The organism is Streptomyces gamaensis (genome assembly GCF_042656465.1).
Taxonomy (GTDB): Bacteria; Actinomycetota; Actinomycetes; order Streptomycetales; family Streptomycetaceae; genus Streptomyces; species Streptomyces gamaensis.
In genome coordinates this window covers 22,785-48,331 of sequence record NZ_JBHSPB010000009.1, presented here as the reverse complement: position 1 = coordinate 48,331, position 25,547 = coordinate 22,785, and the positions used below count along the sequence as shown (strand labels likewise).

Sequence of the window (25,547 nt, the reverse complement as noted above, 5' to 3'; positions counted from 1 at the left end):
CGCGGCCCGTCCGTGCGCGGGGGAGCGCCGCATGCGTCGGACGGCCGCGTACGGAAAGCCTTTCCGTGACTCCCCTGCGCGTTGCCGGAGGGGAGTTGTCCGGTCCCCGAGGGAGGAAGGCGGTCACGGCATGGGCAAGCTGGAGGGCCGCGTCGTACTGATCACCGGTGCGGCGCGCGGGATGGGCGAGCAGGAGGCGCGGCTGTTCGCCGCGGAGGGCGCGCGGGTGGTCCTCGCGGACGTCCTCGACGAGCAGGGCGAGGACGTCGCGAAGGACATCGGGGCGGCGGCGCTGTACGTCCACCTGGACGTGGGCGAGGAGGCGCAGTGGACGGCCGCCGTGGAGCGGGCGCTCGACGCCTTCGGCAGGCTCGACGGGCTCGTCAACAACGCGGGCCTCCTGCGGCAGAACACGCTCCTGGACACCTCCACCGCCGAGTTCGTCGAGGTGTGCCGGGTCAACCAGCTCGGCACCTTCCTGGGCATGCGCACCGCGGCGCCCCTGATCGCCGACGCCGGGGGCGGCACGATCGTCAACGCCGCCTCGTACGCGGCACTGTCGGCCCTGGAGCGGCTAACGGCCTACGCGGCCTCCAAGGCCGCCGTCCTGGGCATGACGCGGGTGGCCGCGCTGGAACTCGGCGCGCGGGGCATCCGGGTCAACGCGATGTGCCCGGGCGTGGTGGACACCCCCATGCTCGGCGGTGCCCGGGGCCCGGAGGCGGCCGAACTGTACCGCAGGATGCTGCCGCTGGGGCGGATCGGGCAGCCGCAGGAGGTGGCGCGCCTGGCGCTGTTCCTGACCTCCGAGGACTCCTCCTACGTCACCGGCCAGCCGTTCGTCGTCGACGGCGGCTGGCGGGCCGGGTCGATGCTGCGGCCGTGACGGGCGGCACCGGCGCCCTTGACGCTGCCGGGTGCCGGTGCCAGAGTCCTGGCCGTATCTGACGGTGCATCAGAAAGACGCGCGGTGCATCAGAAAGACGCGCGGAGCGTCAGGAACAGGCGCGGAGCATCAGGAACAGGCATCGACACCGGGGCGGTGAACCTCCATGGAATTCGGGATCTTTGTGCAGGGGTACGTGCCCGCGAGCAGGGTCCGCGACGACCCCGACGCCGAGCACCACGCGCTCATGGAGGAGGCCGGCTACGTCGTCGAGGCCGACCGCCGAGGCTTCAAGTACGCCTGGGCCACCGAGCACCACTTCCTGGAGGAGTACTCGCACCTGTCGGCCAACGACGTCTTCCTCGGCTACCTCGCCCACGCCACCGAGCGCATCCACCTCGGCTCCGGCATCTTCAACCCCCTGCCCCGGGTCAACCACCCCGTCAAGGTCGCCGAGAAGGCCGCCATGCTCGACCATCTCTCCGGCGGCCGCTTCGAGTTCGGCACCGGACGCGGCGCCGGCAGCCACGAGATCCTCGCCTTCCTCCCGGACGTCGAGAGCATGGACGCCACCCGGGAGATGTGGGAGGAGACCATCGCCGAGTTCCCCCGCATGTGGCGGCGGGGGCGCTACCCGGGCTTCTCCGGCCGGCACTGGTCACTGCCGCCGCGCACCGTCCTGCCCAAGCCCTACGGGCCCGCCCACCCCGCCCTGTGGTACGCGGCCGGCTCGCCCTCCTCGTACGCCATGGCCGCCCGCAAGGGCCTGGGCGTCCTCGGTTTCAGCGTGCAGAAGGTCTCCGACATGGAGTGGGTCGTCGACTCCTACAAGTCCGCCGTCAATCAGGCAGAGCCGGTGGGCGACTTCGTCAACGACAACGTGATGGTGACCTCCACCGCCGTGTGCGCCGAGACCCACGCCGAGGCCGTCGCCACCGCCGCGAGCGGCGGACTGCACTACCTGCAGTCGCTGCTCTTCCGCTACCACGACACCTTCCCGCGCCCCGAGGGCATCCCGCGCTGGCCCGAGCTGCTCCCCGAGTACACCGAGGAGATCATCGAACTCCTCATCGCCGAGGAGCTGTTGATCTGCGGCGACCCCGACGAGGTGCTGCGCCAGTGCAAGCGCTGGGAGCAGGCCGGCGCCGACCAGCTGGTGTTCGGACTGCCCGTGGGCATCCCCCACGAGGCCACCATGACCACGATCCGCCTCATCGGCGAGCACGTCGTCCCGAAGATAGACACCGATCCCGTGCACCGCACGACCCGCTACCGCCGGGCCGCCGCGCAGCGCTGAGCGGTATCCCCGGCACGCCGGGGCGGCGCTCCCGGGCCGCCGCCCCGGTCCCGTCCCGTACGGCACGCGCGCGTACCCGGCCGTCCGGCCGACCGTCCGGCTGACCGTCCAGCGAGGGGAGTTCCGCCGTGCTCGACCACATCGTCCGCCGCGCCACCGTCGTCGACGGCGGCGGGGGCCCCGCGTACGTCGCCGACGTCGGCGTCCACGACGGCCGGATCGCCTTCGTCCGGGCCGCCGGGCGGCGCCGGGCCGGGGCCGGCCGGGTCGGGGAGCGGGCGCGCACCGAGGAGGACGCCCACGGCCTCGTCCTCGCCCCCGGGTTCGTCGACCCGCACACGCACTACGACGCCCAGCTGTTCTGGGACCCCTGCGCGGCCCCCTCGCTGACCCACGGGGTGACCACCGTCGTCGGCGGCAACTGCGGCTTCAGCCTCGCCCCGCTGCACCCCGACGACGCCGACTACACCCGGCGCATGATGAGCCGCGTCGAAGGCATGTCCCTGCGGGCCCTGGAGGAGGGCGCCCCGTGGACGTGGGCCTCCTTCGGCGACTACCTGGCCGCCCTCGACGGACGCATCGCCGTCAACGCCGGTTTCATGGCGGGCCATTGCGCGCTGCGCCGCCGCGCGATGGGCGAGCAGGCCGTCGGCGGAACCCCCGACGCCCGGCAGCTGGCCCGGATGACCGCCCTGCTGCACGAGGCGCTGGACGCGGGCGCCTGGGGCCTGTCCACCACGCAGTCCCACACGCACGCCGACGGCGACGGCCGCCCCGTCGCCTCCCGCCACGCCCGCCCCGAGGAACTGCTGGCCCTGTGCCGGGCCGTGGGCGCCCACGAGGGCACCCAGGTCGAGGCCATCGTCAGCGGCTGCCTGACCGGCTTCAGCGAGGCCGAGAGCGCCCTGCTGACGGCGATGACGACCGCCGCCCGCCGCCCCCTGAACTGGAACGTGCTCACCGTCGACGCCGCCGCCCCCGAACGCGTCACCCGCCAGCTCGCCGTCAGCGAGCGCGCCCGTGCCGCCGGCGGCCGCGTCGTCGCCCTGACCATGCCCGTACTGACCCCCATGAACATGTCCCTGGGCAGCTACTGCGCCCTGAATCTGCTGCCCGGCTGGGGCGGGATCCTCGCCCTGCCCGTGCCCGAACGGATCGACCGGCTGCGCGACGCGGACGTACGGGCCGCGATGCTGTGCGGCGCCCGCTCCCCGGAGGCCGGGGACCTGCGCCGGCTCACCGACTTCGGCGCGTACGTCATCGGCGACACCTGGTCCAAGGAGAACGACGGCCTCACTGGCCGCACCGTGCGCGACATCGCCGCCGAGCGCGGCACGGACCCCTTCGCTTGCCTGGTGGAGATCTGCGCCGCCGACGAACTGCGCACCGTCCTGTGGCCGACCCCCACCGACGACGACCCCGCCAGCTGGGAGCTGCGGCGGCGCACCTGGGCCCACCCCGACGTCCTCCTCGGCGGCTCCGACGCCGGCGCGCACCTGGACCGCATGTGCGGCGCCCCCTACCCCACGCGTTTCCTGGGCGACTGCCTGCGCGGCCGCCGGCTGCTGCCGCTGGAGCAGGCCGTACGGCTGCTCACCGACGCCCCGGCGCGGCTGTTCGGGCTGCGCGGCCGCGGCCGGATCGCCGAGGGCCACCACGCGGACCTCGTGCTCTTCGACCCCGAGCGGATCGACGCCGCCCCCGCCTCGCTCGTGCACGACCTGCCGGGCGACGGGCCGCGGCTGGACTCCCGCGCGGTGGGCGTGGTGAGCGTACGGGTCAACGGGGTCGAGACGGTGCGGCACGACGTGCTCACGGGGGCGCTGCCGGGCGTGGTGCTGCGGTCGGGGCGGGACACGGAGACGGTGGACGTGGCGGGGTGAGGCGGCGGACCGGACGGGCGCGGGTAATTTTCAAATGCGGACAAAAGGGATGTGGCTGCGGTTCTCGTAGTAGCTGGAACCCGCTTCGCGCCTGGGGGTTACCGGTCGTTACCCAGGGCGGGCCTTTCGAAAGCAGGGTGCTACCCCGGTTTGCTGCCGAGATTCAAGGTCAGCTGCGCGGAGTTGAACCCCCCCGGATACGGAAACAGCAGCACTTAACGTCCTGTTCATGGTTCAGGCAGACCCGCGGCCCAGGGCCGGAGACACGGTAACGAGCGGCCGCCGCCGCAAGGGCCTCAGCGGCAATTCCGTCGGCCTGCTCGGCAGTGCCGTCATCGGCATCTCGACCGTCGCCCCCGTCTACTGCCTGACCTCCACCCTCGGCCCGACCGCGGGCCAGGCCGGGGTGCAGATGCCCGCCGTCTTCCTGGCCGGTTTCCTGCCGATGCTCCTGGTCGCCTTCGCCTACCGGGAGTTGAACAAGGCCGTCCCCGACTGCGGCACGTCCTTCACCTGGACCGTGCAGGCCTTCGGCCCCCGCGTCGGCTGGATGTGCGGCTGGGGGCTGGTCATCGCGACCATCATCGTGCTGTCCAACCTCGCCGGGGTGGCGACGTCCTTCTTCTACCTGCTGCTCGGCCGGATCACCGGCATCGAGGCCGTCGCCGCCCTCGACGGCAACAAGCCCGTGCACGTGGCGACATGCCTCGCGTTCATCGCCGTCGCGACCGCCGTCAGCTACCGGGGCATGACCGCGACCAAGGGTGTGCAGTACGCCCTGGTGGCCCTCCAGTTGACGCTTCTCGCCGTCTTCGTCGCCATGGCCTTCGCCAAGGGCGGTGCCGGGGACCTGGCGGGCTCCATCGGCTTCTCCTGGGGGTGGCTGAACCCCTTCGCGGTGCCGTCGTTCGGCGCGTTCACGGCCGGCCTGTCGCTGTCGATCTTCATGTACTGGGGCTGGGACGCCTGCCTGACCGTCAACGAGGAGACCCAGGGCAGCGAGAGGACCCCCGGCCGGGCCGCCCTCCTCGCGATGGCCGTCCTCGTCGGCTCGTACCTGCTGACGGCCGTCGCCACCCAGATGTTCGCCGGCGTCGGCACCGAGGGCACCGGACTGGGCAACCCCGACACCGCCGACAACGTCTTCGCCGCCCTGGCCACCCCCGTCATGGGCCCGGTCCTCGGCAGCCTGCTCCTCGTCGCCGTCCTCGCCTCCGCCGCCGCGAGCCTCCAGACCACCTTCCTTCCGGTGGCCCGCACCGTCCTGGCCATGAGCGCCTACGAGGCCCTCCCGCCCGCCTACGCGCGCATCCACCCGCGCTTCAGGTCCCCCGGCCGCGCCACCGTCGCCGCGGGCATCGCCACCGGCGCGTTCTACGCCGTGATGAGCTTCCTGAGTGAACACGTCCTCATCGACACCATCTACGCGCTCGGCCTCATGATCTGCTTCTACTACGCCCTGACGGCCTTCGCCTGCGTGTGGTTCTTCCGCGGCGAACTGCGCCGCTCCGCACGCGACCTGTGCTTCAAGGGCGTCTTCCCGGCCCTGGGCGGGCTGCTGCTGGCGGCCGTGTTCTGCAAGACCCTGTACGACATGTGGAACCCGGCCTACGGCAGCGGCAGTTCGGTCCTCGGCATCGGATCCGTCTTCGTCATCGGCGTGGGCCTGCTGCTCCTCGGCGCCGTCCTCATGGAGACGATGCGCCGCCGCAGCCCGGCCTTCTTCCGCGGCGAGGTCCTCACACGCGCGACGCCCGCGCTCGTCGTCGAGGAGTGACGCAACCGACCGTTGGCAGGGCCACTGTCAGTGCGTGCGTCTAGAGTTTCTGCGCCGGAACAGAGAGTCATGAACCAACGGGGGAGTGCGCGTTGAGCGTCGAACCAGGTGTGCCGGGGAAGTCCCCGGGCGACGACGGATGGTCCTCCGCCGTGCCCGACGAGGTCTGGGAGCAGTTCGCCCGCGACCACGAGGGCGCCATCCGCGCGTCCGCCCCCAAGGAGCCGTCCGCGCGTGCCCGCCAGGTCACGGCACGGCTGCGGGAGCAGGACGAGGCCGCGGCAGCGGCCGCCGCCCGCAAGGGCCTGTTCCGGCGCGGGCGGTCCAAGAGCAACCCTCCGGCACAGCCCGACGGCTGGCGCACCGGCCCCGCCTGGCAGGAGACGAACGGCCGGGCCGACCGCAAGCGCAAGATCCTCGCCTGCATAGGCGTGCTGGCCGCCGTCGGCGCCACCGTCCTCGTCCTCAACCCGCATCTGGTCCTCGGCCGTACGACCGGCAGCGCCGTGCCGACGCCCCTGCCCCCGGAGACCGCCCGCCCCACCGCCGCCCCCTCCGCCCCCTCCGACACGGCCCCCAGCCTCGACCGGCCCTTCGCGGGCTCGCCCGCCGAGCAGTACGCCGACGGCGCGGCCGGCATCGTCCTGCCCGACGCGGCGCCCGTGGGCAGCGCCTCGAAGGACGAGGTCGCCTCGGCCCTCGCGAGGACCAAGGACTTCCTCGTCGCCGCCAATCTCGACCCGGGCACGCTGCGCGGCGAGCGCCCGGCCAGGGCCGTGGAACTGCTCGACCCGTTACAGGACGACGTCTACGCCCTGGCCACCACCGCCCTCGGCCGGCCCACCCGCGAGCAGGACCCGCTGCTCCTCCTCAGCCGCTTCGACCCCGGCGAGACACGGCCCGTCGGCGGGACGGTCAAGACCCGGGGCCGGATGACGGTCGGGCCGGGAGCGGACGGCGTGCCGACGATCCACGCCGACTACACCTTCGTCTACGCGCTCACCAAGAAGGCACCGGACTCGCGCGAGATCGCCCGCACCGTCGTGCGCCGCGTCCTCGACATCGAGATCCCCGACCCGGGCCGCTACCGCGTGACCCCCGGCCGGCTCGTCGTCCGTTCCCACAAAGCGGACTTCGCCAACTCCGCGTGCGGGGTCCACGACGGCTTCCTGCACCCGGAGTTCGGGCCCGGCAGCGACAGCGGCCCGCAGCCCTCGGGCCCCGCCGTCGACCCCTACGACCGCAGCCGCGAACTGGGCGAGGCGAAGAGGGAGGAGTGCGGCACGGTCACGCGCACCTGACGCCGCCGCGGCGTCAGTCCCGCCCCAGGAACACCGGATTCGTCATCGCCGCCATCGCCCCCGGCAGCCCCGACGCACCCCCGTCCCCCGGCGGATGCCGCACCTCCGCCCGTACGTACGCCGCGTACGCGGGCGTCGTCGTCCACTCCAGCCGGCCGTCCGCCGGCACGGGCGCGGTGAACAGCACCCCCTGGTCGGTGACGAACGACGCCGTGCAGCCCCGCGCCCCGGTCACCCGCAGGCGTGCCGTGACCGGGGCCCCGCGCTCCGCAGGCAGCCGCTCGCCGAGGCCGGCGCGGGCGCCGCGGGCGTCGGTGACGGTGAACTCCAGGCCGATCCGGGAGGACTCGGCGATCCAGCTGCGGCCCGCGCGCAGACCCTCCAGAAGGGCCGTGCGCGACAGGCCGTCGGCCAGGACGACGGTCTGCGGCAGGCCGACCGTCTGCGGCTCGCGGTGGGCGTCGCTGTTGCCCATCGCGGGCAGCCAGCGCCGGCCCTCACGGACGGACGCGACCAGCGTGCCGTCCCACGCGGCGACCGCGACCTCGTCGTCGGGGGTGAACGGGCCGTTCCACACCTCCACCACGTCGGCGTCCTCGAAGCCGAACTTCCAGTTGCAGCCGACGCACGTCGCGTACGGGTGCGCGGGCACGACCAGCCCGCCGGCCTGCCGGACGCGGCCCGCGAAGCGGCCGAAGACCCCGTCGCGGGCCCGGTAGCGCCAGTCGACGAAGGTGCCGGGACGCGTGCCCAGCGCCAGGACGTGCCCGTTGCGGGTGGTGACCTCCTCGCCGGTGAGGATCAGCAGGTCGTCGCCCCACAGCCCCTGCCACGCGCCGTGCCCGGACGTGGTGTTGTGCTCGGTGGTGGTGATCCAGTCCAGTCCGGCGGCGCGCGCGGCGGCGGCGATCTGCGCGGGGGTGCGCAGCCCGTCGGAGTACACGCTGTGCAGATGGTTGTCGCCCCGGTACCAGGCGCGGCCGCGCCCCGCGGCCGTCTGCGGCGGGTACACCGGGCGCGGGGTCGTGCCGGCAGGCCCGTACCGCAGGGTGACCGTCACCTCGTAGGCCAGGCCCTGCGGCGCCACCGTGTACGGGCCCAGGACGACGTGCCAGGTGCCGGGCCGTACGGGGCCCGCGAGATAGCCGGGCGTCGCCCGCTCCGCGCTGATCGCGAACTCCGTGCGCGCCCCGCCCGACCAGCCCCTGAAGCCCCGCCCGCCCAGCGCCGTGCCGCGCTCGTCGAAGACGCCGATGTCGAGCGCGTTGCCCCGGGTGCCCTCCGGCACGGCCGGTCTGTCGTAGCGGTAGGACACGGCGATCTCCCGTACGCCGCGCGGGACTTCCACCGGCAGGTAGACGTAGTCGGGGGAGCCCGCGGGCAGTCTGCCGGTGACCGTGCGGGTCTCGCTCCCGGAGGCCGGCGGGGCCCCCTCCGCGCGGGCGAAGCTCACGCTGTCGAGCGTAAGCACACCCGCCGCGCCGGCGACAGCGGTGAGCTTGAACAGGTCGCGCCGAGGGACGTCACGTCCGAGCATCCGGGCCTCCGGAAGTGGGGAGCCAACGCGTGAGGACACCGTTGTACGCCGGGGTGGCGTGCCGGGGAACGGGTGCGGGCACGCGCGCGTACTCCGGCGTACGGCCGTTTTTTGCGACAGCCGTATGGCGATCCCGCCCGGTTCCGGTTCCCCGGCGCGTCACCGGGCTTACCGTGAGCGCACGCGACGACGGAGGTGCCCTGGCATGCGGATCGCCACCACGATCTTCCTGACCGACGAGACGATCAGCCCCGTGCGGCTCGCGCGCGAGCTGGAACAGCGCGGCTTCGACGGGCTCTACCTGCCCCAGCACACCCACATCCCGGTCAGCCGCCGGACCCCGGCCCCGCAGGGCGGCGAGCTGCCGCGCGAGTACGGGCGGGCCCTCGACCCGTTCGTCGCGCTCGCCCAGGCCGCCGCCGTCACCGAACGCATCACCCTGGGCACCGGGGTCGTGCTCGTCGCCCAGCACGACCCGATCGTTCTCGCCAAGCAGACCGCGAGCCTGGACTTCGTCAGCGGCGGCCGCTTCACCCTCGGCATCGGCTTCGGCTGGAACGTGGAGGAGGCCGAGGACCACGGCGTCGACTGGCACACCCGGCGCGCCCTCGTACGCGACCGGATGGCCCTCATGCGTGCCCTGTGGCATCCCGAACCCACCTCCTACATCGGCGAGTTCGGCTCCGTCACGGCCAGCTGGGCGCATCCCAAGCCGCTGCGCGCCCCGCGTGAACGCAAGGGCCACGCGCCGCTGACCGGGCCGCGCGTCCTGCTCGGCGGGGCCGCCGGGCCGAAACTCTTCGCGGCGGTCGCCGAGTACGCGGACGGCTGGATGCCCGTCGGCGGCAGCGGACTGAAGGAGGCCATTCCGCAACTGCGCCGTTCCTGGGAGGAAGCAGGCCGCTACGGCGCCCCCGACGTCGTCCCGTACGCGGTCCGCCCGTCGGCGGGCAAACTCGCCCATTACGCCGAACTCGGCCTGCGCGAGGTCGTGGTGGGCCTCCCGGCGGCGGGCGAGGCGGAAGTGCTGCGCGCGCTCGACGCACACGCGGACTTCCTGTAGCGCTTCCTGTAGCGGGCGGGCCGCCGCGTTGCGGGCGACGTGACCAGCGGCACACAAGCGGAACCGGGTCCTCTCCACCACTGTCCGTGCTCGCTCGTATGCTCGGACAATGACCTTGAGCGCACAGGGACCGGGAAAGGCAGCACCCACCGCGAACGCCATGCGGCGCGCGCTCAGGCGCGCTCGCGACGGCGTCGCCCTGGACGTCGCGGAGGCCGCCGTCCTGCTCCAGGCGCGCGGCGACGACCTCACGGACCTGTGCGCGTCGGCCGCGCGGGTGCGCGACGCGGGACTGGAGGCCGCCGGGCGGCCCGGCGTCATCACCTACTCCAAGAGCGTCTTCGTGCCGCTCACCCGCCTGTGCCGCGACCGCTGCCACTACTGCACCTTCGCCACCGTCCCCGGCAAGCTGCGCCGGGCCGGCGAGGGGATGTTCATGTCCCCCGACGAGGTCCTGGACATCGCCCGGCGCGGCGCCGAACTCGGCTGCAAGGAAGCCCTGATCACCCTCGGCGACAAGCCCGAGGACCGCTGGCCCGAGGCCCGCGAGTGGCTCGACGCGCACGGCTACGACGACACCCTCGCCTACGTGCGCGCGATCTCCATCCGCGTCCTGGAGGAGACCGGACTGCTGCCGCACCTCAACCCGGGCGTCATGTCCTGGACGGACTTCCAGCGCCTCAAGCCCGTCTCGCCGTCCATGGGCCTGATGCTGGAGACGAGCGCGCGCCGGCTGTGGAGCGAGCCGGGCATGCCGCACCACGGCTCCCCCGACAAGGAGCCCGCCGTCCGGCTGCGGCATCTTGAGGACGCGGGCCGCAGCTCCGTCCCCCTCACCAGCGGCCTGCTCATCGGCATCGGCGAGAGCTTCGAGGAGCGCGCCCAGTCGCTGTTCGACCTGCGGCGCGTCTCCCGCGCCTACCACGGCATCCAGGAACTCATCATCCAGAACTTCCGCGCCAAGTCGGACACGGCCATGCGCGGCATGCCCGACGCGACGCTGGACGACCTGGTCGCCACGGTCGCCGTGGCCCGGCACATCATGGGCCCCTCCGCCTGCCTGCAGGCCCCGCCGAACCTCGTGGACGGGGAGTACGGGCGGCTGATCGGCGCGGGCATCGACGACTGGGGCGGCGTCTCCCCGCTCACCCTCGACCACGTCAACCCCGAGCGCCCCTGGCCGCAGATCGACGAACTCGCCGCGCACTCGAAGGCCGCCGGCTTCTCCCTGCGCGAACGCCTGGCCGTCTACCCGGAGTTCGTCCAGCGCGGCGAGCCCTGGCTGGATCCGCGCGTCCTGCCGCACGTACAGGCGCTGGCCGATCCGCGCACGGGTCTGGCCCGGGAGGACGCCGTGGTGCGGGGCCTGCCCTGGCAGGAGCCGGAGGAGGTGTTCACCGCCTCGGGCCGTACGGACCTGCACCGCGCCGTCGACACCGAGGGCCGCACCGGCGACCGCCGCGCCGACTTCGACGCCGTCTACGGCGACTGGGAGGCCCTGCGCGAGGCCGCGGCCCCCGGCATGGTCCCGGAGAGGATCGACGCGGACGTACGGGCCGCACTGCGGCAGGCCGCCGACGACCCCACCCGGCTCACCGACGGCGAGGCCCTCGCCCTGCTGCACGCCGAGGGCCCCGCCCTGGACGCCCTGTGCTCCATCGCCGACGACCTGCGCCGCGCCACCGTCGGCGACGACGTCACCTACATCGTCACCCGCAACATCAACTTCACCAACGTCTGTTACACCGGCTGCCGGTTCTGCGCGTTCGCGCAGCGCCGCACCGACGCCGACGCCTACACCCTGTCGCTGTCCCAGGTCGCCGACCGCGCCGAGCAGGCCTGGCAGGTCGGCGCGGTCGAGGTGTGCATGCAGGGCGGCATCCACCCCGATCTGCCGGGCACCGCCTACTTCGACATCGCCAGGGCCGTCAAGGAGCGCGTGCCCGGGATGCACGTGCACGCCTTCTCCCCGATGGAGATCGTCAACGGCGCGGCGCGCACCGGGCTTTCGGTCCGCGAGTGGCTGACGGCCGCGAAGGAGGCCGGACTCGACACCATCCCCGGCACCGCCGCCGAGATCCTCGACGACGAGGTCCGCTGGGTCCTCACCAAGGGCAAGCTCCCGGCCGCCGAGTGGATCGAGGTCGTGAGGACGGCGCACGAGGTGGGCATCCGCTCCTCGTCCACGATGATGTACGGGCATGTCGACCAGCCCCGGCACTGGCTCGGCCATCTGCGCACCCTGGCGCGCCTCCAGCAGGAGACGGGCGGATTCACGGAGTTCGTGACCCTGCCGTTCATCCACACCAACGCCCCCGTCTACCTCGCCGGCATCGCCCGGCCGGGTCCGACGACGCGCGACAACCGCGCGGTCACCGCGATGGCCCGCGTCCTGCTGCACCCGCACATCACCAACATCCAGACCAGCTGGGTGAAGCTGGGCACGGAGGGCGCGGCCGAGATGCTGCGCTCGGGCGCCAACGACCTGGGCGGCACCCTGATGGAGGAGACCATCTCCCGGATGGCGGGCTCGTCCTACGGCTCGTACCGCTCGGTGCGCGACCTCGTCGCCATAGCCGAGGCGGCGGGCCGCCCGGCCCGCCCGCGCACCACGCTCTACGGCGAGGTGCCGCGGGAGCGGCAGGAGGCGGCGCTGGCCTCCGACGGCCATCTGCCGGAACTGCTGCCGGTGCTGGGCGAGGGCTGAGCCGGGCACGGCCGAGCCCTCCCGGACCGGGGACAGGCCGGTCGGGAGGGCTCTGCTCGGAACTGCTCGGTATCGCTGGTCGGTTATCGTCGGCCGGAGGTATCAGAGGTCGTAAGCGCCATCGGTGACGGTCACCACGAACGCGGACCAGGCAACCGGCGTGAAGCCGAGCATCGCCCTGTTCGGGACCTTGGAGTCACGGACCGCGATGGCCTGCGGGAGGGGAGAAGCGACCTCCACGCAGTCTCCGTTGTACAGGGAGTACGAGGACTTCCGCCACGCGGTCTTGCCCTGCTGGATGGCCATGTCTTGCTCCCAAGTGGTGCTGAGGTGGTTATTGCCTGTCGCATCGTCCGGGCGAACGCGGCAGCCGGGCGGCCGCCGTCTCCCCGGGGTGTGCCACAGACAGTACGCGCCAACATCAGCTGATGAATGGCCAGTTCACTCGACCGGATGGCATGTCCGGGACGGGTCTTCCCAGTTGGGCGAGGCGCGGTGTACCGTACCGCGCTCACTCCCGCGCCCAGTCGTCGGCGACAGAACGGATGAACTGCCGTGACTGCTCGGCGTTCAGGGCCTGCATTCGCAAATGTTCGTACATCACGCTGTAGGTCTGCACATCGTTCGGCTTCTCCAGATAAAGATCGCTGGTGACGCCCTCCAGATAAACCGTGCTCGCGTCCTGCGGATCGGTGAACTCAAGGATGGAGAACTTCCCGTACATCCCCGGGTGCGCGCCCACGTCATAGGGCAGCACCTGCACCGTGATGTGCGGCTCCAGACTGAACTGCACCAGCTGGTGCATCTGTTCGCACATGATGGCGGGGTTGCCGACAATGCGGCGCAGCGCCGACTCGTCGATGACCGCCCACAGCCGCAGTGGATTGTCGGGGTCGGTGATCCGCTCCTGCCGCCGCATCCGCACCTGCACCCGCCGCTCGATGTCCGCGGTCGTCGCCTCCGGCCACGAGCCCTCGGTCACCGCGCTCGCGTAGTTCGGTGTCTGCAACAACCCCGGTACGAGGGACGCCTCGAAGACCCGCAACGAGGCGGCATCGGTCTCCAGACCGATGTAGACGCTGTAAGGAATATCCCCGAAGGCGTGCCACCAGCCTTGCTGGCGCGACTCCTTGGCCATCTGCATGAGTGAATCCACAATGCGGTGGTCCTCGACCCCGTAGACCCCGCACAGGTCGCGCACATCGCGCTGGCTGATACTGCGGCGGCCGTTCTCCAGCCTGCTGATCTTCGACTGCGACACCAGCAGCCGCTCCGCCACCTCCTCCGCTGTCATGCCCTTGAGCTCGCGAAGCTTGCGCAGCTCCTGCCCCAAGCGGCGCCTCCTCACGGTGGGGTTGACACTGGACGCCACGGGACGCACCTCCGGCTCCGTCATGCTGCTGTCTCCTGACCTCGCAGCCTGCCACCACTCGCCGGGGCGGCGCTGGGAAATGCCGACACAGGGTGTCCGATGCTTGACGTCGGCGCGAGTCCGTGCTGCGGCCCTCCGCGCGGACGGCCACGGGCCCGCGGACGCACGCGCGCGGGGCGGTGGACCGGCCGCCCGGGACGGCGGCCCGGTCCACCGCCCCGCGCGATCGTGCGGCTCCCGAACCGGCGCCCCGGGGGGACTGCGGTGCGGTCGGTGGAGCGGAGGGTGGTGCGGTCACCGCCGGCGTCAGGGGGCGGCGGCGGTGGAACGGTTCAGCGGCTCAGGAGGCGCCGGCCCGGGCCATCACGGCCGTACGCCCCGTGCCCCGCCCGTCCCCGGCGGACTCCACGGCCGCCGAGCGCGGCCGGACCGCCGTACCGCGCCGTCCGCCGCCGTTCGCGGCGGCGGCCCGCCGCGGCTGGGCGGCCACCCCGTTCTGCACGTCCATCACGGCGTGCGCGACGAGCCCGCCCATGGGGTCGTGCCTGATCAGATCCCGCAGCCGGGAGCGACAGGACCGCCCCTCGTTGCCGGGATACAGATGCTTGCCCAGACCCACCGCGTGGGCCAGGGCCGCGAGCGCCGCGGTCCGCGGGTCCGGCGGGACGCCGGTGCGGATCGCGCTGTCCAGCCGGGCCCTGATCTCCCGGCTGATCGCGGTGTCCGTCGCCTGATAGCGCGTCGTCGGCAGCACCCCGCACATCTGGCCCGCCACGGCATGCACCATGCCGCACCGCTCCAGATGCGTGAGATACGTCTGGCGCAGCCCCAGCCGGGGCCCGCCGATCCAGTGCACGGCCCGCACCGGGCTGCCGCGGCGGCGCAGCAGTTCCAGCGCGGAGTCCAGCGTCGGATCTCCGGTCGGCCGTGGCATCACCACGGCGATACGATCCCCGTCCGGGGCTATCCGTCCGGCGAGGGCCAGCTCCACTAGCTGCGCACCGGCCAGACCCAGGTCGAGCGACTGCGGCTGCGCCGTGGTTCCCGTGGCCGGGTCCAAAGCGAGCAGCAGAAGCTCCTCCGGAATTGTTCTGCGGCTCCTGCCCATCCATGCCTCCCCGCGTGGATGAGTGACAGGGTGACCCCTCTCACATTGGTCTGTCGAGAGTGCGTGGTGGCTTCGGGTGGGAACCGGTAGGTATGTCGTCTCGTCTAGCACCACGGTGAGGCCAGTCGATCCCCTCTGGCGGTGCGGTTGCGCGGTGGTGCGGCGGCGACACAGGACACTGGTAAGCGATGGAGAAGGTTCGCCCGACGCGGGACCTCCGGGTTCCCGCCACGGCGCAGGCGTGGGAATTCGAGGAGGCATCCGTGGCGGGCGAGTCCCCCGGCAAGTCGGAGCAGCAGAAGTCGTCGGGGGAGACGGCGAGCGCCGAACGCGAAGCGCGTCCCGGGAATTCCCGGGATTCGCAATCCCGGACCCCGTCCTCGCCGGCCGGCGAGGACGCGTCGGCCGCGGCGCGCGGTGCGGAAACGGATAAGTCTGCGCCTGCAAAGGCGGAGAGCGGCGGGGCCCCCGGTGCCCCGGAGGGCGACGCCCGGCTGCAGGCGGCGGTGGCCGCGTGGCGCGCGAGCGCGGCTTCGCCGTCCGGCGAGGAGGAGGACGGGCCTGCCGAGGCTGCCGCGGCGCCGGAGGCGGTACGGGCTGCGGGCCGCGCGGGTGCCGCCGGGTCCGCCGGCGACAGTGAGCGCGTCGGCTCCGGCGACGGCAGCGAGTCCGACGCCGCCGGCTCCGCCGACGCGCGCGCCGGGTCCCGCGCGAACGAGGACCGTTCCGAGTCCGCGGCCCAATCGGGGGCCGTTTCCGATGAGGGCAGTGCTTCCCGTGGGAACGGGAACGGTGACCGCCCGGCCGGGGCGGACGCCGTCGGCGGTTCCGGTGAGGACGGGGACCGTTCCGGCAAGTCTGCCGACCGGCCTGTGACTGCTTCCGGCGAGGGCGGCGGCGCGGCCGCCGCCGATCAGCCGACGACCGTGCTCAGCACGGTGCGCTCCGGCCGGGACGGCGACGGTTCCGGCGTGGACCAGCCGACCGCCGTGCTCGGTGCCGTACGTCCCGGCAAGGGCGACACGTCGGACGCCGACCAGCCCACGACCGTGCTCGGCACGGTCCGCGCCAAGGGCAAGGCCGCCGCCGAAGAGCCCACCACCGTCCTCAAGACCGTCCGGGCCGACGGCCGTGACGGCGACGAGGGCTCGCGGGACAAGGCCGGCAAGGCCGCCCCCTCGTGGGCCGGGCGCGACAGCGCCACCGCCCCCGCCGACCAGCCGACCGCCGTCATCGACGTGCTGCCCGGCAAGGACGGCAGCAGAAACGACAAGAGCAGCAAGGACGGTGCCGAGTCGGACGCGGAGCGCACCAGCCAGTTCGTACCGCTGAAGTCCCTGGACGACGCCCCGGCGAAGCCGCCGCGCCCGGTGAAGACCGAGAAGCCCGAGAAGGCCGGCAAGACCGGGCAGGGCGAGAAGGCGGAGCAGCCGGGCAAGAACGGCAAGGACGCGAAGGCCGCCGAGCCGGCCATACCCGTCAAGGTCGCTCCTCCCACGGAGAAGCCGGCCGGGGCGGGCGCCGCCGCCAAGTCCAAGGCCAAGAAGCCCAAGTCGGAGCACAAGTCCGAGCCCGTGGCGGAGCAGAAGGCCGAGCAGAAGACCGAGCAGAAGCCGGCCGAGCCGCAGGCTCCGCTCGACCTGCTCGCCCAGCTGACGAACACCCCGCCGCCGCCGGAGACCCCGACGCGCACCATCGTGCGGCGGGTGAAGGTCTGGACGCCGCTGGTGGTCCTGCTTGGGATCATCTTCACGGTCGTGCAGGTCTTCCGCCCGTTGCCGGAAGCCAAGCTCGTACTCACCGGCAAGTCGTCGTTCCAGGTCGAGGGCTCCGCGCTCTCCCTGCCCTGGCCCTCGGAGGGCCAGGCGATCGTGGACGTGGACGGACTCGGCCGCGTCGGCTCTTACGGCGAGATGAAGCCGCTCCCCATCGGCAGTGTGGCCAAGGTGATGACCACCTACCTCATCCTGCGGGATCACCCGTTGAAGAAGGGTGATGACGGTCCGAAGATCGACGTCGACCAGAAGGCTGAGGAGGACTTCGTCAACGGCGACAAGGAGAACGAGTCGGTCGTCGAGGTCAAGAAGGGCCAGACGATCTCCGAGAAGGAGGCCCTCGAAGCCGTCATGCTGCCGTCCGCGAACAACGTCGCGCGGCTGCTCGCCCGTTGGGACGCCGGCAACGAAGAGGCGTTCATCAAGAAGATGAACGACACCGCCAAGGAACTCGGCATGACCAACACCACCTACACCGACGCCAGCGGGCTCCTGGAGAGCACCGTCAGCACGGCGGAGGACCAGGTGAAGCTGGGCAAGAAGGCGATGCAGGACCCGGTTTTCCGGGAGATGGCCAAGGCGACCCAGTACACGTCCACGACGGCCTCCGGAACGGGCTCCGGCGCCGCGACGCAGAAGGTCCAGCGCAACTTCAACAAGCTGGTGCCCGCGTACGGCGTCGTCGGCATCAAGACCGGTTCCACCACCAAGGCCGGCGGCAACCTGCTGTTCGCCGCCGAGAAGAAGGTCGGCGACTCCACGCAGCTGATCATCGGCGCGGTCTTCGGACAGCACAAGTCGCCCATCATCGATACCGCCACCGACTACAGCAAGAACCTCATCCTGACGGCGGGCAAGGCGCTCACCACCAGCACCGTCGTGAAGAAGGGCGAGGTTGTCGGCCACGTCGACGACGGTCTCGGCGGCACGACGCCGGTCGTCGCGACCAAGGACCTGACGGTCGCGGGCTGGCCCGGCCTCAAGGCCGACCTGAAGCTCGACAGCGGCGGCAAGAACGTTCCGCACTCGGCGAAGTCCGGCACCGAAGTCGGCGACCTCACCGTGGGCACCGGCGACAACGCCGCCAAGGTCCCCGTCGCCCTGCAGAAGGACCTCGCCGAGCCGGGCTTCGGCGCGAAGGTGACGCGCCTGGGCTGAGCCCGGTGCCGCAGGCTCCCGGCCCGTACGCCGCAGTACGGGCCGGGAGCCGCTTTACGGGCCCGCGGCACCCGGCGTGTTAGCGTCGCGAAGTTCGCGGGGCAAGTGTTCGCGGGGGACAGCGCGCACGTGAAGATGGGGGAACGTTCGAGACAAGCCGCCAAGACGGGGAGAGCCGCAGTGACCACCGTGGGATCGACACGGGCGGGGCAGCCGCAGGAGCCGGGTGGGCAGGTGCCCGCCGACGGGAGCCCTTCGGGGATACGGCAGCGGAGCCGGTGGCGGCGGGCCGGGCGGGTTCTGGGCGGGCGGCCTGTGCTGATCACTCTGGTCGTGGCCGCGCTCGCGCACGTGCTGTGGGTCGGTGTGTTCGCCAACAGCGGCGGCGATCTGGCCGCGCAGGACGCGTGGGCGGAGTTCGCGCTGCAGCACCCGGACTCCGCGTACAACCTCGCCTGGTACGGCGGTATGCACCCCGTCTCGTACAGCGTGATCTCCCCGTACCTGATGGCGCAGCTGGGCGTGCGCAGCACGATGATGATCGCGGGCACGGTCTCGGCGGGGCTGCTCGCGCTGATCCTGGTGCGGTGCCGCGCGGTGCGCAGACCGCTGCTGCCCGCGCTGTACGGGACGTTCGCGCTGCTGTGCAACGCGGTCTCGGGCCGGGTGACCTTCGGTCTGGGGCTGATGTTCGGGCTGGCGGCGGTGGCCGTGGTCTTCGCCTGGCCCGCGCGCTGGCGTTCCGAGGGCCGGTACCGCTGGGGCCGGGCCGCGCTGGCCGCGCTGATGGCGGGGCTCGCGACGGCGGGCAGCCCGGTCGCGGGTCTGTTCGTGGGGATAGTGGCGGCCGCGCTGTGGCTGGGCCGGCGCCGTCCGGCGGCGTACGCCCTGGGGCTGACGCCGGTCGCCGTGGTGGCGGCCTCGGCGCTGCTGTTCCCGTTCTCGGGCCGTCAGCCGATGGCGTTCGTCTCCGCGATCCTGCCGCTGCTCTCGGGTCTCTTCGGGGTCTTCCTGGTGCCGAAGGCGTGGCGCACGGTCCGTACCGTCTCCGCCCTGTACACCCTGGGCGTGCTGCTGGTGTGGCTGATCCCCTCGCAGATCGGCACCAACATCTCCCGCCTCGGCATGATCATCGGCGGTGTGGTGCTGGTCGCCGCGCTGTGCGAGCTGCCGCTGCCGCGCGTGCGCGAGCTGCTGACGAAGGGGCTGCGCTGGACGCTGACGCTCGGCGCGGTCGTGACGATCACCGCCTGGCAGCTGGCCAACACCATCGGCGACATCAAGCACACGACGCCCGCCGCCGCCTGGGCCCGCGAGCTGGCGCCGCTGGTGGACCGGCTGCAGCACCTGGACGCGGCACGCGGCCGCGTCGAGGTCGTCCCGGCCCGCAGCCACCGCGAGGCCTCCGCGCTCGCCCCGTACGTGAACCTGGCGCGCGGCTGGAACCGGCAGGCGGACCGCGAACGCAACCCCCTCTTCTACGAGGAGGGCCGGCTGACCCCGTCCAGTTACCGGGCCTGGCTGGACCGCTGGGCCGTGCACTACGTGGTGCTGCCGGCCGGTGAGCCGGACCACGCGGGCCTGGACGAGGCCGAGCTGGTCGCCGAGGGGCAGCCCTATCTGCGTGAGGTGTGGTCGGACGCCAACTGGCGGCTGTTCGAGGTCGCCGAGCCGGTGCCGCTGGCCGATCCGCCGGCGGTCGTCGAGCGCGTGGACGCGGACGAGCTGACGATCCGCGTGCCGAAGGCCGGGCAGGTGCTCGTCCGCATCCCGTACTCGCCGTGGCTGGGCCTGGTCGACGAGGCCGGCAAGGACGTGCAGGCGCCGAAGCCGGGGCCGGGCGGGGAGCCGCCGGTGAATGTGAGCGGCTGTCTGTCGAAGCTCGTCGAGCCACCGCGCGCGGGCGAGCCGAAGGACAGCTGGACGGTGCTGCACGCGCCGAAGCCCGGCACGTACCACCTGGTGGCGCGGTACAAGCTGCCGCGCGGCACCGGGTGCCCGGAGGATCTGGCCAATTGAAGTTCTCCCCTCCCTTCGCAGGCTCAGGAAGGGGATTCCCGTCTACCTTGCGGTGACAGGCTTGACGGTTTTGCCCGCCCTGCGACCGCGCCTTCCGGCGGCCGGGACCTCCACGATGACGTGGCCGATCCGGTACAGGTGCAAGATGTTCCTCGCTGCGTTCCAGTCGGCGTTGCACTGGAAGCCGCAGTCGGGGTTCTTGCATACGAACGTGGCCTGGTCCTCTCGGCTGCCCGGGACGGTGAAGCCGCATGCGGAGCAGCGTCGGGAGGTGTTCGGGGTGGTGACTTTGACGAGCCGGCCGCCGTAGCGGGCGGTCTTGTACGTCAGCATCGTCACGGTCCGGCCCCATGCTTCTTGGGCGATGGAGCGGTTCAGACCGGCTTTGGCTTTGACGTTGGTGCCGGGCTCTTCGATGGTGCCCCGGGCGGACTTGACCATGTTCGTGATGGTGAGCTGTTCGACCACGACCGTGCCGTAGGTGCGGGCGAGGTAGGTGGTGGTCTGGTGCTGCCAGTCCAGGGCTCGTCGCGTGGCTTTTGCTCGGAGCTGCTTGATCTGGTCGTAGGTGTGCCGCAAGCGGCCGGAGGTCTTCTCCCCCTTCTTGCGGAAGCTCCTCTGGTGCGCGGCCTGCCGCTCCAGGTTCAGGAGCTTGGCCTTCTCCTTCCCGGTGAGCCACTTGTCCCGGTCGGCGGTGCCGTCCGGCAGGCGCGGGGGACGCCCGTGGTCCTGGTGGTCCTCGTTGGACAGAGCGAGGGGCAGGTTGACCCCGGCGTCGATGCCGACCTCGGGCCCCTGATGGGGTTGCGGTGCGAGTTCGAGGGTCTGGACGCGGAAGGCGATGTGCCAGCCGAGCGCATCCTTGACCAGCCTTGCGCCGGTAATCCGGTTGTCGGCGTTCGCCTTCTTCCCCACAGGGAGGTGTTTGGTCCAGCGGAAGCGGACCCGGCCGACCTTGGGGATACTGACCATGCCCCACCGGCGGTTGATCCGCACGATCTGAAGGTCACGGCCCTGCGGGATGTCCACCGACATGACGGATCGGAACCGTCCCTTGAAGGTGGGGGTATCCGCCCGGCCTTCCCAGCAGTTCTTCCAGCTCTGGAAGTACGTCTTCAGCACGGCCTGCGCGGCCTGCGCAGGCAGCTTGCCGAGGAAATCGAGATCCTTGCGGGCCTGGCGTATCGCCGCGTCCGCGTTCGCCAGAGTCCGCTTGTCCTTCGGCATCATCAACCACCAGGCGTGCAGGCAGTTCCACACGGTGCGGGCCGCGTGCGCCTGATCGTCCATGACGCGGATCTCGGCAGGGCTGAGCGCCAGTCGGGCACGGTGCCCGAACTGCCTCTTCACCAAACCAAGTTCACTCATCGCGATCACGGTACTACAGTTGGCTCACGTCGCCGCGCTGGAATCCGAATCCCGATGTCAGGACCGGCCGCCACGTTGTCCACCACCTGCACGTCCACTTGGTGTTCGTCACCAAGTACCGGCGCAAGGCATGCACGGACGAGATGCTGACGCGCTGCGAAGAGATCATGCGGGACGTGTGCACGGACTTCGAGGCCGAGTTGAAGCAGTTCAACGGCGAACAGGACCACGTCCACCTGCTCGTGCACTACCCGCCCAAGGTCCAGCTCTCCAAGCTGGTGAACTCCCTCAAGGGTGTCTCCGCCCGCCTGCTGCGCAAGGAGTACGACACGCACGTCCGCCGATACCTGTGGGGCGGGCACTTCTGGTCCGGCTCCTACTTCGCCGGAAGCTGCGGCGGCGCACCACTCACCGTCGTCCAGCAGTACATCGAACGGCAGCGGTGCCCCGTGAGCTCAGGTTGATACTGCGCGACCCATGCCCCTGGTGCGGGTCACAGCAGTTCTGAGGTGCGCTTCACCACCGCCCTGAAGGGCGGCGCACTAGCCAAGATCAGAGGTAGACACCTCAGCCGCACACCGGTGGCAGGACGGCGAACTGGTTCCGCAGTATCTCCCGCAGGTCGTCGAGCCCTTTGAGGATCTGCCGCAGGACGGTGCTGTCGGGGCGGCTGAGGTACTCCAGCACGGCCTGGTGGAAGGCGGCGCGCATCCGGGGCGGCATGGAGTCGGAGGCGTCCAGGCAGAGGTCGCGGGTGTGGTGGAGGGCGTCGTTGATGCGCCGTTCGACGCGATCGGCGGGAGGGTCGAGCCCGGAGTCGTCGACGAAGAACGGGCGGAAGCCGATGTCCGTGCCGTTGTTCGTGGCGGCTTTGATCCAGGCCCGCCGGGCTTCCGGCCCGAGCAGATACTTCAGCAGCCGCTCGGCCTGCCGGCTCTTGCCGAACAGTGAGACGTAGTCGGCGGACGCCTCACGCACGGTGGAGCGGCTGTCGGTGCCGGGCAGCAGGCCGGCGGTGAAGACGAAGTCGGGGTTCGCGCCCTTCTTCTTGTAAGTGCTGCGGACGTACGACGCCTGGTGCTGCAGCTCGCACCGCTGCCCCGGGTCGTACAGGCCCTGCCGGTAGTTCTGCCGCAGGGCCGGATCTTCCCGCCCGGGCGGGAAGATCCGGCCGAACTCCTCCCAGGCGCCGCGTACCTGGTCCGAGTCCCAGCGGAGCTCTCCATGTGCCCACTGCCGGTAGGCGTCCTTGCCGCTGTGCAGGAGCAGCAGGTCCTCGATCCAGTCGGTGCCGGGCCAGCCGGAGGTGGCCCCGTCGCCCATCCCCGCGCACCAGTTGGCGCCGTCGCGGGCGAGAGCGGGCAACTGGCCGGGATCGGGGTGCGCGTCCTTGTCGTACCAGGCGATGCTTTTCAGGTCGGCCTTGACGGGGACGGCGTAGACGTGACCGCTGCTTTGGGCCCACGGTTGTCCGGAGCGCCGGAGCGTGTCCTCGCCCAGGACGTCTGCGAGCGGCCGGAGGAGATTCGGTCCGTTCCCGACGTAGTCGGTGATCTCACCCAGGCTCGACAGGATCGCGATGTCGGGAGGGTTGCCGCCGGCGATGCGGGAGAGCAGGACCGAGCGTTGGGCGGTGGTGCCCTCGTAGGAGGGTTCCTTGGCGCCGGTGTCCTTGCTGAACTGCCGCAGTACCGCGCGGAACGCCTTTTCCTCCGTGCCGGACCAGGGCGCGAGGACGGTCATGGGTTTCTCGTGCGGGCCCAGCAGTCCGGACCGTTCGACGGTGCCGTACACCAGGACGCTCAGCGCGAGGGCGATGACGGCGGCGTGCCACGCGCGGAGCCGCCGCCGGGGCCGCTGCCGCAGTGGCGTCCGCGTGGCGCCCTGCGAACCGCCGTGCCGGAAGCGGTATTCGTCGATGCGCGGTTGCAGGCCCAGGACGACGAGCGCGGCGAGCGGGGCCGCGAGGAAGGGGATCCAGTTCGTGATCCCGGCCCGCCAGCCGGCTCTCGTCCCGTCCCGGGCACCAGTGATGTCGAGGCCGGGCTTCACGAGCCGGCCCTGACCGTCGTACAGCGCGAGGACCGCGTGTCCGGCCGAGCTCAGCCTGCCCTGGATCTCCAGTCCGACGACCGCCAGCGGTACGGCGACCGTCAGCAGTACGGTCCCGGCGAGCAGCCAGGTGTTGTAGCGGCGGCGGAAGTGCCGCCGCAGGAAGAGCTGGGTGGAGACGAACAGCACCACCAGCGCCGTCCACAGGGCGAGTGCCAGGGTCCACGACAGGCACCGCAGCCAGCTGAAGTGCGTCTGCCCGTGCAGGGCGCGCAGTTGGTCTCTCTGCGCCTTGTGGAGCTGGGCGTAGAGTCCGTCCTTGCCGTCCGGTATGCCGTCCAGTGTCTGGCCCGCGTAGGACAGGTACGCCTCGCGTAGGGGGGCGTTGCCCGCGTTGCGGGCCGCCTGCTCGATGAGTGAGGCGTATGTGCCGAGCTGGTCGGCGGCGTTGCCGAGTTCGGGGCCGGTCGCGGGGGTGATGAGCGCGGCTCCCCAGAGGCTGCGGTAGGCCGAGTCGTACTTCGTGCGGTACTCCTCGCCCGCCCCCTCGGTGCTCGCGGTCTCCTTCCGCAGGATGTCCGTCGCGGCCGTGTAGGACTGCCGCAGTGCTTGTTCGGCTGCCGTCACTTGCTGGATGGCGGGGATCGTTTTCTCGTGCACCGGCTCGGAGTTGCGGCTGACGCCCCAGTAGGCGGCGAACAGGGCCCCGAAGGCGAGATCGATCGTGACCAGCAGGACGACCAGCCGTCGCAACAGCCGTCGCCGGGTGTCGGCCGCCGCGGTCACCCGGCGGTCCCGGAGCCGTCCGGGAAGGAACGGCGGCAGTTGGTGCAGTGGGTGGCGCTCGCCGGGCAGGTCCACCCGCAGCCGGGGCACTTCTTGTCCGAGCCGCCGGCCTCCTGCCCGGCCCTGCCCTCCGTCCACCGCGGGTTCTGGTCGACGCTCACCCAGGCCGAGTTGAGGTCCCCGGCCGAGAGGTCCTCCCGGATCCGTGGCGCCCCCTCGTCCTCGGTGACGAGCCTGCCGAGCCGCCGCCGCGTCTTGGTGTCGCCCAGTTCGCGGGCCAGGCGCAGCGCGCGCGCCCACTCCTCCTCGGCGGCACGCCGGTCCCCGCGTTCGTACGCCTCGCAGCCCGCGGAGACGGCGCGGCCGAGTTCGGCGTGTTTGCCGTAGTGGTCCAGGCGCGGGTCGACGCGGGTGGACAGGGCGCGGTCGGCGGTCCAGTGGGCGAGCAGGGGGACCGGGCCGCAGAGGGCGACGCGGTCCGCGCAGGGGCCGTCGACTGTCACCGAGACCACGGCCAGTTGCAGGTCCTCGCCCTTCGGGTCGCCGTCCGGGACCGCGGTCACGGACAGCTGGTACTCGCGGTCGTCGTCGCCCCACGCCCCCGTGGGGAACTCCCACACCCGCTCGGAGATCTGCGTGCCCTCGGCCGTGAGGTCGCGTTCGACGGGGAACAGCTGGGTGAAGGAGCGCAGTTCGCTGCCGACGCGCAGGGCGACGCGGATCCGGACGTCCGCCAGGACCTTGTCCATGGCGGTGGCCATGGCGGTGCGGAACTCCTCCGCCAGCTCGGTGACGTCCTCGACGGCGTCCGCGACACCGTGCAGGCGGGCGGCGATCGTCCGCAGTTCGGTGGCCGCCCAGCCCTCGCCGACGCCGAGCACGTCGCAGGTGAACTCGCCCGCGCAGGCGGCGAGTACGGCCTCCAGCCCGCCGGGGCGCCAGTCCTCGTCCTGGCCGTCGGTCAGCAGCAGGACATGCCGGATGGGGGAGTCCTGCGCGGCCAGCAGGGCGCGGGCGCGCTCCAGCCACACGCCGATGACGGTGCCGCCGGCGGCGACGAGGCGGTGGGCCGCGCGCGCGGCCTCGGCGCGGGCGTCGGGTCCCGCGACCGCCATCCGGCCGTCGTGCGGGTGGACGACCTCGGCCTCGTGCGTGCCCTGGATCAGCGCGAAGCGGGTGCCGTCGTGCAGCGCGCCGATCGCGGCGGCCGCCGCCTGCCGGGCGGCCGTGATCTTCTTCGGATACATCGAGCCCGAGCAGTCGATGACGATCACCACGGCGGCCGGGGTGCGGCAGGGGAGCGCGCCCAGGCCGTGCGCCCGCAGCGTGAGCGCGGCGTGCGCGAGCACGGGGCCGTCACCCGACGGAAGGTAGTGGTTCTGGTGCAACTCCAGGTTCAACGCGGGTGGTTCGGGAATGTCGGCGCCGTTCGCTCGGTCCATGGGGTCCTCCTGCGGT

General features: G+C 72.0%; 16 protein-coding genes and 1 pseudogene. 10 read left to right on the top strand and 7 right to left on the bottom strand.

Annotated features, from left to right (window positions below; translation table 11 throughout):
* Positions 1-130 precede the first annotated feature (130 nt).
* From ACFP1Z_RS16350 to ACFP1Z_RS16330, 5 genes are all read left to right on the top strand, one after another.
* Positions 131-886 (top strand): SDR family NAD(P)-dependent oxidoreductase, encoded by a 756-nt coding sequence (locus ACFP1Z_RS16350; RefSeq protein WP_390317089.1) that lies wholly within the window; start codon positions 131-133, stop codon positions 884-886.
* 166 nt (positions 887-1,052) lie between these two features.
* A complete protein-coding gene (locus ACFP1Z_RS16345) occupies positions 1,053-2,183 on the top strand; it encodes an LLM class flavin-dependent oxidoreductase (protein ID WP_390317088.1) in 1,131 nt (376 codons plus the stop codon).
* Between the two features lie 128 nt (positions 2,184-2,311).
* Positions 2,312-4,066: an N-acyl-D-amino-acid deacylase family protein gene (locus ACFP1Z_RS16340; RefSeq protein WP_390317087.1), complete on the top strand. Its 1,755-nt coding sequence runs from the start codon at positions 2,312-2,314 to the stop codon at positions 4,064-4,066.
* A 229-nt stretch (positions 4,067-4,295) separates the two neighbouring features.
* Complete coding sequence (locus ACFP1Z_RS16335; RefSeq protein WP_390317086.1) at positions 4,296-5,843, top strand: APC family permease; 1,548 nt, start codon at positions 4,296-4,298, stop codon at positions 5,841-5,843.
* A gap of 92 nt (positions 5,844-5,935) precedes the next feature.
* The gene (locus tag ACFP1Z_RS16330; RefSeq protein ID WP_390317084.1) at positions 5,936-7,144 is read left to right on the top strand and encodes a hypothetical protein; all 1,209 of its coding nucleotides are present in this window, start codon (positions 5,936-5,938) and stop codon (positions 7,142-7,144) included.
* 13 nt (positions 7,145-7,157) lie between these two features.
* Here ACFP1Z_RS16330 and ACFP1Z_RS16325 read toward each other — a convergent pair whose 3' ends face one another.
* Positions 7,158-8,681, bottom strand: coding sequence for a CehA/McbA family metallohydrolase (locus ACFP1Z_RS16325; RefSeq protein WP_390317083.1), 1,524 nt, complete (start codon positions 8,679-8,681; stop codon positions 7,158-7,160).
* A gap of 205 nt (positions 8,682-8,886) precedes the next feature.
* Here ACFP1Z_RS16325 and ACFP1Z_RS16320 point away from each other — a divergent pair, with 205 nt between their 5' ends.
* A complete protein-coding gene (locus ACFP1Z_RS16320; protein WP_390317082.1) occupies positions 8,887-9,744 on the top strand; it encodes a TIGR03619 family F420-dependent LLM class oxidoreductase in 858 nt (285 codons plus the stop codon).
* A gap of 109 nt (positions 9,745-9,853) precedes the next feature.
* Entirely contained in the window at positions 9,854-12,451 is a 2,598-nt protein-coding gene (locus ACFP1Z_RS16315; protein ID WP_390317081.1) for a bifunctional FO biosynthesis protein CofGH, read from the top strand.
* Positions 12,452-12,553: 102 nt separating this feature from the next.
* Here the strand turns inward: ACFP1Z_RS16315 and ACFP1Z_RS16310 are convergent, their stop codons facing one another.
* The 3 genes from ACFP1Z_RS16310 to ACFP1Z_RS16300 form a co-directional block, all read right to left on the bottom strand.
* Positions 12,554-12,757: a DUF397 domain-containing protein gene (locus ACFP1Z_RS16310; RefSeq protein ID WP_390317080.1), complete on the bottom strand. Its 204-nt coding sequence runs from the start codon at positions 12,755-12,757 to the stop codon at positions 12,554-12,556.
* A 205-nt stretch (positions 12,758-12,962) separates the two neighbouring features.
* The gene (locus ACFP1Z_RS16305) at positions 12,963-13,823 is read right to left on the bottom strand and encodes a helix-turn-helix domain-containing protein (protein WP_390317079.1); all 861 of its coding nucleotides are present in this window, start codon (positions 13,821-13,823) and stop codon (positions 12,963-12,965) included.
* A gap of 340 nt (positions 13,824-14,163) precedes the next feature.
* Complete coding sequence (locus ACFP1Z_RS16300; RefSeq protein WP_390317078.1) at positions 14,164-14,931, bottom strand: GOLPH3/VPS74 family protein; 768 nt, start codon at positions 14,929-14,931, stop codon at positions 14,164-14,166.
* Positions 14,932-15,803: 872 nt separating this feature from the next.
* Here ACFP1Z_RS16300 and ACFP1Z_RS16295 point away from each other — a divergent pair.
* Positions 15,804-17,864, top strand: coding sequence for a D-alanyl-D-alanine carboxypeptidase (locus ACFP1Z_RS16295; protein WP_390317077.1), 2,061 nt, complete (start codon positions 15,804-15,806; stop codon positions 17,862-17,864).
* Positions 17,865-18,044: 180 nt separating this feature from the next.
* Positions 18,045-19,883, top strand: coding sequence for an MFS transporter (locus tag ACFP1Z_RS16290; protein ID WP_390317076.1), 1,839 nt, complete (start codon positions 18,045-18,047; stop codon positions 19,881-19,883).
* Positions 19,884-19,925: 42 nt separating this feature from the next.
* Here ACFP1Z_RS16290 and ACFP1Z_RS16285 read toward each other — a convergent pair whose 3' ends face one another.
* On the bottom strand, positions 19,926-21,251 hold the full coding sequence (locus ACFP1Z_RS16285) for an RNA-guided endonuclease InsQ/TnpB family protein (RefSeq protein ID WP_390317075.1): 1,326 nt from the start codon (positions 21,249-21,251) through the stop codon (positions 19,926-19,928).
* A 53-nt stretch (positions 21,252-21,304) separates the two neighbouring features.
* Between ACFP1Z_RS16285 and tnpA the strand changes: the two are divergent.
* Positions 21,305-21,715: pseudogene (tnpA, locus tag ACFP1Z_RS16280) on the top strand (IS200/IS605 family transposase); the annotation flags it as partial.
* 103 nt (positions 21,716-21,818) lie between these two features.
* Here tnpA and ACFP1Z_RS16275 read toward each other — a convergent pair.
* Together ACFP1Z_RS16275 and ACFP1Z_RS16270 are read right to left on the bottom strand one after the other, a co-directional pair.
* Complete coding sequence (locus ACFP1Z_RS16275; protein WP_390317074.1) at positions 21,819-24,089, bottom strand: ABC transporter substrate-binding protein; 2,271 nt, start codon at positions 24,087-24,089, stop codon at positions 21,819-21,821.
* Positions 24,086-25,531 carry a VWA domain-containing protein gene (locus tag ACFP1Z_RS16270; protein ID WP_390317073.1) on the bottom strand — a complete coding sequence of 482 codons (1,446 nt, stop codon included), beginning with the start codon at positions 25,529-25,531 and terminating at the stop codon, positions 24,086-24,088. Before ACFP1Z_RS16270 ends, ACFP1Z_RS16275 begins: the two co-directional genes overlap by 4 nt.
* Positions 25,532-25,547 lie beyond the last annotated feature (16 nt).